At 63.8% G+C, this 14,624-nt stretch carries 11 protein-coding genes; 9 read left to right on the top strand and 2 right to left on the bottom strand.

Features of this window, described 5'->3' with window-relative positions; genetic code table 11:
* The first annotated feature begins 272 nt into the window (after positions 1–272).
* The 3 genes from L981_RS35865 to L981_RS30105 all read left to right on the top strand — a co-directional run bounded on the left by L981_RS35865 (position 273) and on the right by L981_RS30105 (position 3,263).
* Complete coding sequence (locus L981_RS35865; protein WP_256364301.1) at positions 273–404, top strand: hypothetical protein; 132 nt, start codon at positions 273–275, stop codon at positions 402–404.
* Positions 405–451: 47 nt separating this feature from the next.
* Entirely contained in the window at positions 452–1,093 is a 642-nt protein-coding gene (locus tag L981_RS30110) for a LysE family translocator (protein ID WP_034803056.1), read from the top strand.
* 106 nt (positions 1,094–1,199) lie between these two features.
* The gene (locus L981_RS30105) at positions 1,200–3,263 is read left to right on the top strand and encodes a M3 family metallopeptidase (RefSeq protein WP_043625429.1); all 2,064 of its coding nucleotides are present in this window, start codon (positions 1,200–1,202) and stop codon (positions 3,261–3,263) included.
* A 17-nt stretch (positions 3,264–3,280) separates the two neighbouring features.
* Here L981_RS30105 and L981_RS30100 read toward each other — a convergent pair whose 3' ends face one another.
* Positions 3,281–4,750, bottom strand: coding sequence for a glycosyl transferase family protein (locus tag L981_RS30100; protein ID WP_043625427.1), 1,470 nt, complete (start codon positions 4,748–4,750; stop codon positions 3,281–3,283).
* A 152-nt stretch (positions 4,751–4,902) separates the two neighbouring features.
* Between L981_RS30100 and L981_RS30095 the strand changes: the two genes are divergently transcribed.
* On the top strand, positions 4,903–7,071 hold the full coding sequence (locus L981_RS30095) for a TonB-dependent receptor domain-containing protein (RefSeq protein ID WP_245281750.1): 2,169 nt from the start codon (positions 4,903–4,905) through the stop codon (positions 7,069–7,071).
* A gap of 89 nt (positions 7,072–7,160) precedes the next feature.
* On the opposite strand, the gene L981_RS30090 is transcribed toward L981_RS30095, so the two are convergent.
* On the bottom strand, positions 7,161–8,333 hold the full coding sequence (locus tag L981_RS30090; RefSeq protein ID WP_043625424.1) for a dihydrodipicolinate synthase family protein: 1,173 nt from the start codon (positions 8,331–8,333) through the stop codon (positions 7,161–7,163).
* A 298-nt stretch (positions 8,334–8,631) separates the two neighbouring features.
* Here L981_RS30090 and L981_RS30085 point away from each other — a divergent pair, with 298 nt between their 5' ends.
* Genes L981_RS30085 through L981_RS30065 form a run of 5 tightly spaced genes read left to right on the top strand, consistent with a single transcriptional unit; the run spans position 8,632 to position 14,574 of the window.
* Positions 8,632–9,672, top strand: coding sequence for a LacI family DNA-binding transcriptional regulator (locus tag L981_RS30085; protein WP_043625420.1), 1,041 nt, complete (start codon positions 8,632–8,634; stop codon positions 9,670–9,672).
* Positions 9,669–10,670, top strand: coding sequence for a Gfo/Idh/MocA family protein (locus tag L981_RS30080; protein WP_043625416.1), 1,002 nt, complete (start codon positions 9,669–9,671; stop codon positions 10,668–10,670). The genes L981_RS30085 and L981_RS30080 overlap by 4 nt, the downstream gene beginning before the upstream one ends.
* 4 nt (positions 10,671–10,674) lie before the next feature.
* Positions 10,675–12,294, top strand: a complete 1,620-nt coding sequence (locus tag L981_RS30075) for an acyl CoA:acetate/3-ketoacid CoA transferase (protein ID WP_156134288.1) — start codon at positions 10,675–10,677, stop codon at positions 12,292–12,294.
* Entirely contained in the window at positions 12,287–13,066 is a 780-nt protein-coding gene (locus tag L981_RS30070) for an enoyl-CoA hydratase/isomerase family protein (protein ID WP_043625413.1), read from the top strand. Before L981_RS30075 ends, L981_RS30070 begins: the two co-directional genes overlap by 8 nt.
* Positions 13,066–14,574, top strand: a complete 1,509-nt coding sequence (locus L981_RS30065; RefSeq protein WP_043625409.1) for an aldehyde dehydrogenase family protein — start codon at positions 13,066–13,068, stop codon at positions 14,572–14,574. Before L981_RS30070 ends, L981_RS30065 begins: the two co-directional genes overlap by 1 nt.
* Positions 14,575–14,624: the final 50 nt, after the last annotated feature.

The raw sequence follows: 14,624 nt of genomic DNA, 5'->3' as shown, positions 1-14,624 counted from the left end.
TTTTGCGGACTTCCGCCATGGCTTCCGGGCCGATGCCGTCGCCGGGCAGAAGGAAGAGGTTGCGCACAGTCATGGATAGTCCTTCTCGCGGGGGGAAAACTCGGCCGCGTTCTAGCGCAACTTCGTATCGAGGGAAATCGGCGAAACGAAAGATTTGTGCGCGGCCGCAAGCGACATGTTCCCGACGGAACAGCTGATCAGCCGGGGGACTGCGATGATTTTCTCAGAAGCAGCGTGCCTGCCCGGCCATCGATCCCTCAAGGACAAAAAACATGCGCAACTTCCTCCACGCCGTCGCCGCCCGTATCCGCGCCACGACCAAGAACCTGACCTTTGCTGGCCGTCCGTCCATCCGGCGCTCACCGGCCTCGTCCTATAGCTGGCTTAGCTTTCCTCTTGACTGAATCGGTGCCTCCGGATCGAATGCGGGCAACACAACTGGGAACCCGCCATGTCCGAGACGCTGCTGATCGGAGCCTTTCTCGCCGCCCTCTCCTACGTCCTTATTCCCGGGCCGGCGTTTCTGGCGCTGCTCGGTATCGGCGCGGGCCAGGGGCGCAAGGCAGGCGCCCTGTTCATGGGTGGGCATCTTGCCGGTGACGTTCTCTGGTCGACTCTGGCGCTGGTCGCAATCGTCGGCGCCCGCTCCGTCGGCACGACGATCTTCGATATCCTCGGTCTCTTCTGTGGCGCCTATCTCGGCTGGATCGGCTGGACGGCACTGCGCGCACGCCCCGCCGGCGAGAACCGTGCGCTTGTGACAGTCGAGCGCCCTCTAAGGCGCGGACTGATTTTTGGACTCACCAATCCCAAGGGTTATCCGGTGGCGCTCGCAACCTTCACCGCGCTGCTTGCCAGTTCGGCCAACGCGCTCGAGTTCGATGCGCTGCCGGCGCTGCTCGGCGTCTCGCTGATCGGATTTCTCGTTGCCGACCTGATCCTGATCGTCATCATCGGAACGTCCGTCGTGCGGCGTTTCTACCGGCGCCACGAACTCGCGATCGTCCGGCTTTCCGGTCTCCTGTTCATCGGCTTTGCCGTTCAGGCGGTCTGGCACGCAGCTCCCGGACTTCTCGGTTTGCGCAGGCCTTGACGGCAAGCCACTGCGCGACCACCTCCATTGCCTCCGCGCCTTGATGTCATGGATCAGTGGCGCCCCTCCCCGGCCCCGCGTCGGACCGCATGCGAAAGGACTTCTGATGACCACCAGCACCCCGCTCAATCCCGCGCTCACCGCATGGACCGGCCACGAGGGCCTGCCGCGTTTCGATCTGGTGAAGGACGAGGATTTTGCCCCGGCGTTCGACGCAGCTTTCCGGGAGCATGAGGCGGAGATCGACGCGATTGCCGAAAACCCGGCGGCGCCGACCTTCGAAAACACGATCATTGCGCTGGAGATTGCCGGCGACGGACTTTCGCGCGTATCCTCGATCTTCTGGAACAAGGCCGGCGCCGACACCAACGAGGCGATCCAGGCGCTGGAGCGCGATATAGCGCCGAAGATGTCGCGGCACTATTCGAAGATCGGCATGAATGCGGCGCTGTTCAAGCGCATCGACACGCTCTGGGAAGGGCGCGCGGCGCTCGGCCTCGATCTCGAAGCGACGCGCGTGCTCGAACGGCACTGGAAGGGCTTCGTCAAGTCCGGCGCCAAGCTCGCAAAGCCCGAGCAGGAGCGGCTGGCAGCGATCAACGAGAAGCTCGCCGGTCTCGGCGCCAAGTTCGGGCAGAACGTGCTCGCCGACGAGAAGAGCTGGGTTCTGTTCCTGGAGAGCGAGGAGCAGCTCGCTGGGCTGCCAGACTTCCTGCGTGACGCCATGGCGGCAGTCGCCGAAGACCGCGGCCAGAAGGGCAAATACGCCGTCACCCTGTCGCGTTCGATCATTGAACCGTTCCTGACCTTCTCCGACAATCGCGAGCTTCGCGAGCAGGCCTTCCGCGCCTGGATCGCGCGCGGTGAAAGCGGTGGCGAGACCGACAATCGCGGGCTGATCGCCGAGACGCTGGCGCTGCGGGCGGAAAAGGCAAAGCTGCTCGGATACGAAAACTTCGCGTCGCTGAAACTCGACGACACCATGGCGAAGACGCCTGACGCGGTGAACGGCCTCTTGATGCAGGTATGGGAAAAGGCGGTTGCCCGTGCTCGTGAGGAAGAAGCCGAGCTTGCGCGGCTGGTTGCCGACGAGGGCCGCAATCACGACGTCATGCCCTGGGACTGGCGCCATTACGCCGAGAAGCTTAGGGCCGAGAAGTTCAATTTCTCCGAGGGCGAACTCAAGCCTTATCTGCAGCTCGAAAAGATCATCGAGGCCTGCTTCGATGTTGCCACGCGCCTGTTCGGCATTACCGCGACCGAGAAGAAGGGCATTGCCACCTACCATTCCGACGTGCGCGTCTTCGAGATCAAGGATGCAGCCGGCAAGCTGGTGGCGCTGTTTCTCGGCGATTACTTCGCCCGGTCCTCGAAGCGCTCGGGTGCCTGGATGAGCTCGTTCCAGTCGCAGCACAAGCTCAAGCTGAAGAACGGCGCCGAGGGCGAACTGCCGATCATCTACAATGTCTGCAATTTCGCGAAGCCCGCCGAGGGCAAGCCGGCGCTGTTGTCGCTCGACGATGCCCGCACGCTCTTCCACGAGTTCGGACACGCCTTGCATGGCATGCTATCGAACGTCACCTATCCTTCGGTGTCGGGCACGGGTGTGTCGCGCGACTTCGTCGAACTCCCGTCGCAGCTCTACGAGCATTGGCTGACGGTGCCGGAGATCCTGAAGCGCTACGCGGTGCACTACCAGACCGGAGAGCCGATGCCGCAGGCGTTGCTCGACAAGGTGCTGGCGGCGCGAACCTTCAACTCCGGTTTTGCAACGGTCGAGTTCACCTCCTCCGCACTGGTCGACATGGCCTACCACACGGCCGCGGTGACGGCGGAACCGATGGCGCTCGAAGCCAAGAAGCTCGACGAGATCGGCATGCCGAAATCGATCGTCATGCGCCACCGCAGCCCGCATTTCCTGCACGTCTTCTCGGGCGACGGCTACTCGGCCGGCTACTATTCCTACATGTGGTCGGAAGTGCTCGACGCGGACGCGTTTGCTGCCTTCGAGGAAACCGGCAACGCCTTCGATCCGGCGATGGCCGCCCGTCTCAAGAGCAACATCTATTCGGTCGGCGGTTCGATCGATCCGGAGGACGCCTACAAGGCCTTCCGGGGCAAGCTGCCGAGCCCGGATGCGATGCTGGCGAAAAAGGGCCTGGCCGCCTGAGCCACGCCTATCTCCGATCACGCCATCCGGCGTGATCGGTTGTTCCAAAGTCCCCGCGCCATCTCGCAAGCAGCCTCGTAGTCGTCGTGATTGCGCAGGCTGAGAAGGGCGGCAGCCGCCGTCGTGATGATGGTGGTTTCCGCGCGTTGGTCGCGGGCAGCACCGGTCCAGACGGCTTGCCAGTATTCGCGGCTGCTCAAGCCCGTGCGCGCTTCGGCCGGCGGCGCGATTTTCGCGGGAATGATGAGGTCCGATGGCTCGCCCCCGACAAGACGGAAAAGCGGCGTCTGGCGGTAGGGCGTGAACTCGGCGTGGTCGCGGGTGTTGCCGAGGATCGTCAACTCTCTCGTTTCGAGCAATAGAGCGATGTCGCGGCTGAGCGTGCGGCTCGAAGGATTGGCGACGCCGAGCAGGCTTGCCCGCCCGCCCATCGGATTGATGAGGTGAATGGCGGCGTTCAGCGGCATGCGCATCTCCATCAGTCGATAGAGCCCCAGCAAGCGATAGACCTGCGGCGCAAAGGCCGAGAGCGGCAGGTAGGCGATGCCCGCCGACCCAAGTGCAGCCTTCGCCGCTGCGATCGACGTGCAGACCGGGATGCCGGCTGTGGAAGCGGCCACCTCCAGCTTGTGCCGCTCCTGACCCTCTTCACCGTAGCTTCCATGCAGTACGACGCGATGGCCGGCGTCGGCGACGAGCCGTGCCGCGTGCAGGAACCAGGGCGCAGTCTTCAATTTCGGCGAGAGGTAGCAGGGCCAGTCGAGGTCCGCGGTCCCGCTTCCCGGCACAATCGCGCCGATATGGCGGCGCATGGCGCGCACGAAGCCGGCCACCTCCACCGCCGTCGGCCCGCGATAGTGCAGCACCGTCATCAGCGCGCCGATCTGCACCGGATCAGCCTCCCCGCCAAGGATGATCGCCAGCGCGTCCTCTGCCTCCTCTTCGCTCAAGGGCCGGCTGCGGCCGGCGCCTGTGCCGACAGTCGCGATGCAGCGGGCCAATCGTCGTTCAGGGGCGGCGTCGTCACCGATTTCGGCCAGCTTTGCGGCGAACTGTTCCGGCGCCGGCTCCCCCTCAAGCAGGCGGCTTGGCCGGACCGCCAGCGGCGGTGCGTCGGTCAGGGCCTGCCCTCCCCAACCGGCGTGACCCGTCGCTGTGGGGGCGGAGGCATTGCAGCGTGCGTCAAGCAGGGCTTCGGTCTCTGCGGCAAGTGCGCGCACGCGCAGCCGCAGAGACTCGGCAAGCGGGGTCGGGCGCAACCCATGACCGGTGCGCAGAAACAGCGGATCGGCATAGTCCTCACGCAATTGACCGAGTAGGCGACTCATCGCCGAGGGCTGCAGGCCGACGCTTGAGGCGGCACGGCTGACGCTGTTTTCGCGCAACAGCGCGTCGAGCGCCAGGAGCAGGCGCAGCTTGCTCAGATCCGTCTGACGTTCGTTCGAGACTGGCTTTCCAACTGCTTCGCCCGTTCGTTCTTCCGCCATGGTTCGTCCTGCCTTCCTGTCTCATCCGGCATATTCGCGGGCGCTGTTTTGCGTCGTTTCGTATTTGGAACCGTTCCAAAACAGCGTCGTTGACCGCCTCCCTCGCCAATAACTAAGTGGAGTTCATTACTCAAGATATATGCGGGGCGAAGATGATGAAGCGGATGGGGCTTGCGACCGAAACCGAGGGGCAGGGCCAAGGGGCCCGCCGGAACCGGTGCGGTCCGGCCGGATGGTCACGTCGTTTCGTCTGCGCCTGCCTTGCCGGCACGGCGTTGACAGTGCCGACGGACGCCTTGGCGCAGAAGGCCAAGGAAGAGGACAAGGAGAAAGCGACCGAGCTTGAGCAGATCGTGGTGACGGCGACCGGGTTCGAGCAGAACGTCAAGGATGCGCCGGCGAGCATCACGGTGGTCACGGGCGAAGACCTGCAGAAGCGGTCGTTCCGCGATCTCACCGATGCGCTGCGCGACGCGCAAGGGGTGGCGGTGACCGGTGTCGCCAACGAGCGCGACATCTTTATCCGCGGCCTGCCCGGCTCCTACACGCTGATCCTCGTCGACGGCAAACGCCAGAGCACGCGCGACGCGCGCACCAACGGCAATTCCGGTTTCGAGCAGAGCTTCATCCCGCCCGCCGCCGCCATCGAGCGCATCGAGATCGTGCGCGGCCCGATGTCGTCGCTCTACGGTTCCGATGCCATGGGTGGCGTCATCAACATCATCACCCGCAAGGTCGCCGATAGCTGGACCGGTTCGTTCACGACAGACGGCACGATGCAGCAGCATAGGCAGTTCGGCAATTCTGGCCAGATGTCGTTCTACACCAGCGGCCCGATCCTGAAAGATACGCTCGGCGTGCAGATCTGGGGCCGCGGCCTGAAGCGCAGTGAGGACAAGTTCCTGTCCGGCATCACCGGCGCGAAGGAGCACGATCTGACGGCGCGGCTTTCCTATACGCCAAACGAGGATCACGACTTCTTCCTGGAAGGCGGCACGGCGCGGCTGAAGCGCGACGCCAATGTCGGCAACACCATTGCGCCCGGTCCGCGCGCCGTCAGCACCTACAACGAAAACGACCGCGATCATTGGTCGTTTTCCCATACGGGGCGCTGGGGACCTACGACGTCTGACTTCTCCATCCTGCAGGAATGGGCGGAGCGCCGGAACTACAATTACAGCCAAGCGGATGGCCGTTTCATCAAGCAGCCACGCGCACCCGAAGTGCGCAACACCGTTATCGACGGCAAGTTCACCACCCCTTTCGATCTCGGCGGCAGCCACACGCTGGTGACCGGCGGGCAATATTTCGAGGCGCGGCTTTCCGACCAGAATCCGGGTCGACGCACGGGCAAAACCGAAACTTTCTCGGCCACCCAATGGGCGCTGTTTGCCGAGGACGAATGGCGCATGGTCGATGACTTCGCGCTGACCACCGGCCTGCGTCTCGATCACCACGAGGAGTATGGCTACCACCTGAGCCCGCGCATCTATGGCGTCTGGAACGCGACCGATATGCTGACGGTGAAGGGCGGCGTTTCCACCGGCTTCCGCGCGCCGGATATCCGCAGCATCGCCCCGGGCTATGCCTACACCACCGGCGGCGGCGGTTGCACCTACGGGCCGACCGGCACCTGCGGCGTCATCATCGCGGACCCGAACCTGAAGGCCGAATCGAGCACCAGCTATGAAATCGGCGCAGTCTGGGACAATGGCGATGTCATCCTCGGCGGAACCTATTTCTACACGGACTTCCGGGACAAGATCGCCAACATGCCGGTGATGGATGGCTCGGGCAATCCGGTCCGTTGGAGCGAGGATCCGAACTACCGCCTCTGGTACAACTACAACATCGACGACGCGATTATCCAGGGTGTGGAACTGACGGCGACCTGGAACGCGACCCCGGATCTGACACTTCGCGCCAGCTATACCTATACGCAGTCGGAACAGCAGACCGGAGATTTTGCCGGCTTCCCGCTGGCGCGCACACCGGAGCACATGGCCAATCTGAGAGCTGACTGGTTCACGCCGGTCGAAGGGCTCGAGGCCTGGGCCTCGGTCAACTATCACGGCGAAGAAATCTCCGCCGGCCCGCGTGTCTCGACCACCAGCGGCAAGCCTGTGAAGATCAACGGCAAAACGGGCTACAAGTATGATGCCTACACCACCGTCGATATCGGCACGAAATATGATGTCGGCGAAGGCCTGACGCTGAACGCAGCCGTCTACAATCTCTTCGACAAGGAAGTGGAGCCGACCGATTTCAATGCCGTCGGGGAAGGCCGCCGGTTCTGGCTGAGCCTGACGGCGACATTCTGATTATCCGGCCGGTCCCTGCCTGGCTTCGGATTGAGAACAGACGGCGCTTTCCCGGGCGCCGTCCGGCCTTTCTCAAGCGCCCGTCTTTCTCAAGCGTTTTGGTCCACGCCAAAAGTCGATAGCAGGCTTTTCATCCGCTGCGCCGCCAGTTCCGGCCTGTCGAGTACATTGGCGCGGTCGGCGAGGCGGAATATGTCGGCATAGTGCAGCGCCCCGCGGGCGGACTGCATGCCGGCGGGCATGATGAAGTGGCGCTGGTGACCGTTCAGCCAGGCGAGGAGAACGACGCCGGCCTTGTAATACTGTGTCGGCGCCTCGAAGATCTTGCGGGACAGGGGCACAGTCGGCTCGATCACGCCGCGGAAGATGGCGAGATCGTCCTTCGCCAGCGCCGCGAGTGCCTTGGAGGCGGAGGGCGCCACCGCGTCGAAGATGCCGAGCAGCGCGTGGCTATACTTCGTGCCGTCGCCTTCGATCAGTTCGGCATAGTTGAAGTCGTCGCCGGTGAAGCAGAGTACCCCTTCGGGCAGGCGATTGCGCAGTGCCACTTCCTTGGTGTTGTCGAGCAGCGAGATCTTGATGCCCTCGACCTTGTCGCGGTTGGCCTCGATGATCGACAGCACCGTATCGAGCGCCTTGTCGAAATCCTCCGAACCCCAATAGCCCCGAAGCTGCGGATCGAACATGTCGCCGAGCCAGTGCAGCACCACCTTGTGCCTGGCCTGGCCGAGGATGCGGCCATAGACGTGGCGATAATCGTCGGCGGAACGGGCGACGCGGGCAAGCGCCCGGCTTGCCATCATGATCGCCCTGCCCCCCTCGCCTTCGACAAAGCCGACCTGTTCCTCATAGGCCGCAATCACGTCGTCCAGGGACCGCGCGTCTGCCGGGGCGAGATGATCGGTGCCAGCGCCGCAGGCAAGATCGGCGCCCGGCACCTGCCGAGCATCGCTCAGCGAGCGGCGGATCAGCTCCTGCGCGCCCGGCCAGGCAAGGCCCATGCCGCGCTGGGCCGTGTCCATCGCCTCGGCGATCTTGAAGCCCAGGCTCCAGAGGTGATGGCGAAACGCCATGGTCGCGTCCCAGTCGATCGCCGGATTGCCCCAGGGATCGAGGTCGCGAAGCGGATCCGAAACCACATGGGCAGCCGCATAGGCGATGCGGTTGAAGGTCGGCGGCGTGCTGGGCCGTTCGACCGGCGTTCCGGTCAGATGATACTGTTCAAGCGAACCGTCTTGGCACGGCAGCGTCAGGCTTGTCATTGGGGTCGGTCTCCTCCGCGGACGTTTGTCTTGGAATACTTTGGATCGTTCCAAATGGCAAGCAACAATGTTTTTCAGGCGAGGCGCCCCTCCTCCGAGTGAATGCATGTTTCCGATATTATTATTGAAATTCAATCAAATATTCTGTCTATCGCGCGAATCTTAACGTCTCTCTGGACGTCTTGTCTCTGCGCCGGGCGCGGCCGGACCGGAAAAAAGTGATCAGCTAACTCTTGACGAAATTGGAACGTTCCAATTATGAAAGAGAAAAGCAGGCAGAAGAATTCGGGAGGATGCTGTGGTCAAGGAGAGGGTAACGGTCATCGATATTGCGCGCGCCGCCGGCGTGTCGAAGTCGACCGTGTCGCTCGTTCTTCAAGGCAGCTCGCTCGTCAACGAGACGACGCGCGCCAAGGTGAATGCCGCCATCCGCGATCTCGGTTACGTCTATAACCGTAGCGCCGCCAACCTTCGTCAGGCGAAGTCCAAGATCATTGGCATCGTCGTCAACGATCTCACCAACAGCTTCTTTGCCGAGCTCGCCGTCGGCGTCGATGCGGTTGTGCAGTCGGCCGGCTTCGTGCAGTTCCTCGCCAATACCGGCGAAAAGATCGAGCGCCAGCGTGAAGTTGTGGCGTCCATGCGTGAGCACGGCGTTTCCGGCCTGATCGTCTCCCCGGCGCGGGGCACGGAAGCGGCCGATCTCGCGCCGCTGGTCGATAGCGGCATTCCGGTCGTGCTGGTCGTGCGCGATATCACGGGTGCCGAGGTGTCATCGCTGATCTCCGACAATCATGCCGGCGCCATGGCTGCCGTGCGTCACCTGATCGAGCGCGGCCACCAGCGCATCGCCTTCCTCGGCGGTTTTCCGGATACGGCCGTCTTCGAGGCGCGCATGCGCGGCTACCGTGATGCTCTTGTGGAGGCTGGCATGCCGGTTTCCGACGCGCTGATCATCGGTTCGGCGCCGTCGCGCGCCGGTGGGGTGACCGCGGTGGAGCAGGCGATGATGCTCGCCGACCGGCCGACGGCCGCACTCTGCTTCAACGATGCGGTCGCCTTCGGCGTTTGCGATGGTCTCCGGGCCCGGCGGCTTGAGCCGGGCGCAGACTTCGCCGTCATCGGTTTCGACGACGTGATCGAGGCGAAGACGGCAGTGCCGGCGCTGACGACGGTGTCCGTCGATCCGCAAGGCATGGGCCAGCGGGCCGCCGAGTTGCTGTTGAAGCAGATCAAGGCCGGCAAGGCGGAACCGGAAACGATCGTCGGTTCGGTCCGTCTCGTTGTTCGCCAGAGCTGCGGCGCTGCAGTCGAGAGAAAAAGGGAGGCACTGGCATGACGCGTTGGGGTCTGATCGGCGCAAGCACGATTGCACGTGAATGGGTGATCGGCGCGATCCGCGCCGCCGGAGGCGAGGTCGTCTCGGTCATGAGCACCAGCGCCGAGCGCGGAGCAGCCTATGCCGAGGAGAACGGCATCGCCAAGTCGGTGACCTCGGTCGCGGATCTGGTCGGCGATCCCGATGTCGATGCCGTCTATGTCTCGACCACCAATGAGCTGCATCGCGAGCAGACCCTGGCGGCGATTGCCGCCGGCAAACACGTGCTCTGCGAGAAGCCGCTGGCGATGACGCTGGAGGATGCGCGCGACATGGTGAGCGCGGCGCGGGAAGCGGGTGTCGTTCTTGCTACCAACCACCATCTGCGCAACGCCGCGAGCCACCGCGCCATGCGCGATGCGATCGCCGAGGGCAGGATCGGCCGGCCGATTGCAGCGCGCGTCTTCCATGCGGTCTATTTGCCACCGCATCTCCAGGGCTGGCGGCTGGAGCGGCCGGATGCCGGCGGCGGAGTCATCCTCGACATCACCGTGCACGACGCCGATACGCTGCGCTTCATTCTCAATGACGACCCGATCGAAGCGGTCGCCATCAGCCATAGCGCCGGCATGGGCAAGGAAGGCCTGGAGGATGGCGTCATGGGTGTCATCCACTTCCGCTCCGGCGTCATCGCTCAGTTCCACGATGCCTTTACCACCAAATACGCCGAGACCGGTCTTGAGGTGCATGGCACCGAAGGATCGCTGATCGGCCGCAACGTGATGACGCAGAAGCCGACAGGCACGGTGACGCTGCGCAACGCCGATGGCGAGAGCGAGCTGACGCTCGACCATGCCAATCTCTACGAAACCGCACTTTCCGCCTTCCACGCCGCCGTCAGGGGCGAGGGCCGTCCATCGGCGACGGGCGAAGACGGCGTCTGGTCGCTGGCAACAGGCCTTGCAGTCGTCAAGGCGGCGGCCACCGGCCAGGCCGTGGCGATCGAAACGGGACTTTGAACTCATGTCGATGAACAAGCACATCTCGCCGGCCGAAGCGGCTGCCTTGATCCCGGATGGTGCCGTCGTTTCCGTCTCCTCGTCCAGCGGTCTTGGCTGCCCCGACCTGATGCTGAAGGCGATCGGCGAGCGGTTCGAGACGACCGGTCACCCACGTGACCTGACGACGCTGCATCCAATTGCCGCCGGCGACATGAGCGGCATCAAGGGTGTCGACTACATCGCCAAGAAGGGTCTGTTGAAGAAGATCATCGGCGGCTCCTACCCTTCCGGTCCGTCGAGTGCCGAACCGCCACTGATCTGGCAGATGATCGGCGCTGACGAAGTGGCTGCCTACAACGTGCCCTCCGGCATCCTCTTCGACATGCACCGTGAGGCGGCGGCCAAGCGGCCGGGCGTGATGACTAAGGTCGGCCTCGATACCTTCGTCGATCCGTCGCGCGAAGGCTGCGCCATGAACGCTTCGGCCGCGGCTGAGCCCGTGGTGAAGAAGGTTTCGTTCGAGGGCGAGGACTGGCTCTATTTCAAGGCGATCGCGCCGCAAGTAGCGATCATCCGCGCGACCACAGCGGACGAACGTGGCAATCTCACCTATGAGCACGAGGGCGCCTATCTCGGCGGTCTCGACCAGGCGCTCGCCGCCCGCAACAATGGCGGCATCGTCATTGCTCAGGTCAAGCGTGTCACCAAGGAAGGCTCGCTGAAGCCCCACGACGTGCGGGTGCCTGGCGTGCTCGTCGATTACGTCATCGTCGATCCCGACCAGAAGCAGACGACCCAGACGCCCTACGATCCGGCGATCTCAGGCGAGATCTTTCGGCCGCTCGACAGTTTCCGCGTGCCGGAATTCAACATCCAGAAGGTGATTGCCCGCCGCGTGGCGCAGGAGCTGCAAGCCGGCAGCGCCGTCAATCTGGGCTTCGGCATTTCGGCCAACGTGCCGCGCATACTGCTCGAAGAAGGACTGCATGGAGCCGTCACCTGGGTGATAGAGCAGGGCGCCGTCGGCGGTGTGCCGCTGCTCGACTTTGCCTTCGGCTGCGCTTCCAACGCCGATGCTTTCATGCCCTCGCCCTATCAGTTCACTTATTTCCAGGGCGCCGGCTTCGACGCCTCGCTGCTTTCGTTCCTCGAGATCGACCGCAACGGCTCGGTCAACGTCTCGAAGCTCTCCTTCCGCCCGCATGTGACGGCCGGTGCCGGCGGTTTCGTCGACATCACCGCACGGGCGAAGAAGATCGTGTTCTCCGGCATGTTCAATGCCGGCGCCAAGCTTTCGATCGCCGACGGCAAGCTGGTGATCGAGAAGGAAGGCAAGCTCAAGAAGCTGGTCAACGAAGTCGAGCACGTCACCTTCTCGGGCCGTCGCGGCATCGAGCAGGGCCAGGACATCACCTATGTGACCGAACGCTGCGTAACGAAGCTGACGCCCGAGGGCGTGATGCTGACCGAGATCGCTCCGGGGGTCGATCTGCAGGCGCATATTCTCGACCAGTCGGAATTCCCGCTGATCGTTTCCGACAGGCTGAAGACCATGGATGCGGCGCTGTTCCAGGAGGCGTTGATCGGATTGGAGCTGCCGAAAAAGCCGGCGCGCCGGCTTCAGGGAGGCGGTCGTGGCTGAGGGTCGTATTCGCATCGAGATCGATGGGCCGATCGCGACCATGACGGTTGCCCGTCCGGACAAGCTCAACGCCTTCGACATCGACATGCTGAAGGCGCTCGCATCCGCCTGCGATACGGTCGAAGGCGACCGCAATATCCGCGTCGTCATCCTGACCGGTGAGGGCAAGGCGTTTTCGGCCGGTGGCGACATCAAGGCGTGGGGCGGCATGGATGCGCCGGAATTCGGGCATGACTGGGTGCGCTTCGGCCATCGCGTGTTCGAGCGGCTGGCGACCCTGCGCATGCCTGTCATTGCGGCCCTCAACGGCCACGCGCTCGGCGGCGGGCTGGAGCTTGCGGCGGCCGCCGATATCCGGCTGGCCGAGGCGCAGATCAAGATCGGCCTGCCGGAGACGAGCCTCGGCATGGTGCCGGGATGGTCGGGCACGCAGCGCCTGGTCTCGCGTTTTGGTGCCCAGATTGTCAGGCGCATGGTGCTTGGCGGCGAGATGTTCTCGGCCGAGACTGCCCTCAAGGAAGGCCTGGTCGATGCAGTCGTCGAGACCGGGACGGTACTTACCGCCGCCCGTGATTATGCGGCGCGGGTCGCCAAGCGTGGCCCTGCGGCGCTCGAAATTTCGAAACTGATGCTCGCTTCGGCGAATGGCGAAGACAACGGATCTGCGGTCGAGGCACTCGGCTCGATCCTCGTCGCCAAGACCGGCGACCTCAAAGAAGGCGTCGCCGCCTTCACCGAGAAGCGTGAAGCCCAATTCAAGGGAGAATGGTAATGACCGTGCTCGTGAAACCCAAGCCGATCGAAGGCCACAAGGTTCGCGCCTTCCAGATGCTGATCGACGGCAAGTGGGTGGACAGCGCCGAAGGGCGCACGATCGAGCGTGTGGCGCCGGGCCATGGCGTCGTTGTCAGCCGCTATCAGGCCGGCACCAAGGCCGACGCTGAAAAAGCGATTGCCGCCGCCCGCCGTGCCTTCGACGAAGGTAGCTGGCCGCGCATGACCGCTTCACAGCGTTCGCTGGTGCTGCTGCGTGCCGCCGACATCATTGCCGAGCGCGCCGATGAGCTTGCCTATCTCGATGCGATCGAGTCCGGCAAGCCGATCAGCCAGGCCAAGGGCGAACTTGGCGGTGCCGCCGATATCTGGCGCTACGCCGCGGCTCTCGCCCGCGATCTGCATGGTGAAAGCTACAACACGCTCGGTGACGGTACACTTGGTGTCGTGCTGCGCGAGGCGATCGGTGTCGTCTCGATCATCACGCCCTGGAATTTCCCGTTCCTTATCGTCAGCCAGAAGCTGCCCTTTGCGCTGGCCGCCGGCTGCACCACGGTGGTCAAGCCGTCGGAACTGACCTCGGCCTCGACGCTGCTGCTCGGCGAGATCCTCGAAGCCGCCGGTGTTCCCGCCGGCGTCGTCAACATCATCACCGGCACGGGGCCGGAGGTCGGCGCGCCGATGACGACGCATCCGGATGTCGACATGGTGTCCTTCACCGGCTCGACCGGCGTCGGCCGCCTGACCATGGCCAATGCTGCACAGACGCTGAAGAAGGTCTCGCTGGAGCTCGGCGGCAAAAACCCGCAGATCGTCTTTCCGGACGCCAATCTCGATGAGTTCATCGATGCCGCAGTGTTCGGCGCTTACTTCAATGCCGGCGAATGCTGCAATGCCGGTTCGCGCCTGATCCTGCATCGCGATATCGCCGACGAGGTGACGCGCCGCATCGCCGAACTTTCTGCCAAGGTCAAGGTCGGCGATCCGCTTGATCCGGAAACCCAGGTGGGCGCCATCATCACGCCGCAGCATCTGGAAAAGATTGCCGGCTATGTTTCTGCCGCTTCCAGGGACGGTGCAGCGGTCGCTCATGGCGGCACGGCGCTCGATCTCGGCATGGGCCAGTTCATGGCGCCGACGATCCTTTCTTCCGTGCGGCCGGACATGGCAGTGGCGCGGGAAGAAGTGTTCGGGCCGGTTCTTTCCGTTTTGACCTTCGAGACGACTGAGGAGGCGATCCGCATTGCCAATGCGATCGACTACGGCCTTTCGGCCGGCGTCTGGAGCCGTGACTTCGACACCTGCCTGACGATTGGCCGCCGCGTGCGCGCGGGCACCATCTGGATGAACACCTTCATGGACGGTGCGTCGGAACTGCCCTTTGGCGGCTACCGCCAGTCCGGCCTCGGCCGCGAACTCGGCCGGCATTCGGTCGAGGATTATACCGAGACCAAGACGCTCAACATGCATATGGGACCGCGCACCGGCTGGTGGATGCCGCGCTAAGGCTGGATCAGAGGGAGAGACGACATGCGGACGACGGGGAGAACATTGGG

This window comes from Ensifer sp. ZNC0028 (assembly GCF_000799055.1).
GTDB lineage: Bacteria > Pseudomonadota > Alphaproteobacteria > Rhizobiales > Rhizobiaceae > Ensifer.
The sequence above is the reverse complement of the archived record's forward strand: the minus strand, read 5'-3'. Positions and strand labels throughout refer to the sequence as shown.

Bases quoted from the DNA above. Each gene is read 5' to 3' on its own strand.
- L981_RS30080 (WP_043625416.1), top strand. From the start codon at position 9,669: ATGACGCGTTGGGGTCTGATCGGCGCAAGCACGATTGCACGTGAATGG.
- L981_RS30110 (WP_034803056.1), top strand. From the start codon at position 452: ATGTCCGAGACGCTGCTGATCGGAGCCTTTCTCGCCGCCCTCTCCTAC.
- L981_RS30095 (WP_245281750.1), top strand. From the start codon at position 4,903: ATGATGAAGCGGATGGGGCTTGCGACCGAAACCGAGGGGCAGGGCCAA.
- L981_RS30100 (WP_043625427.1), bottom strand. From the start codon at position 4,750: ATGGCGGAAGAACGAACGGGCGAAGCAGTTGGAAAGCCAGTCTCGAAC.
- L981_RS30075 (WP_156134288.1), top strand. From the start codon at position 10,675: ATGTCGATGAACAAGCACATCTCGCCGGCCGAAGCGGCTGCCTTGATC.
- L981_RS30105 (WP_043625429.1), top strand. From the start codon at position 1,200: ATGACCACCAGCACCCCGCTCAATCCCGCGCTCACCGCATGGACCGGC.
- L981_RS35865 (WP_256364301.1), top strand. From the start codon at position 273: ATGCGCAACTTCCTCCACGCCGTCGCCGCCCGTATCCGCGCCACGACC.
- L981_RS30090 (WP_043625424.1), bottom strand. From the start codon at position 8,333: ATGACAAGCCTGACGCTGCCGTGCCAAGACGGTTCGCTTGAACAGTAT.
- L981_RS30065 (WP_043625409.1), top strand. From the start codon at position 13,066: ATGACCGTGCTCGTGAAACCCAAGCCGATCGAAGGCCACAAGGTTCGC.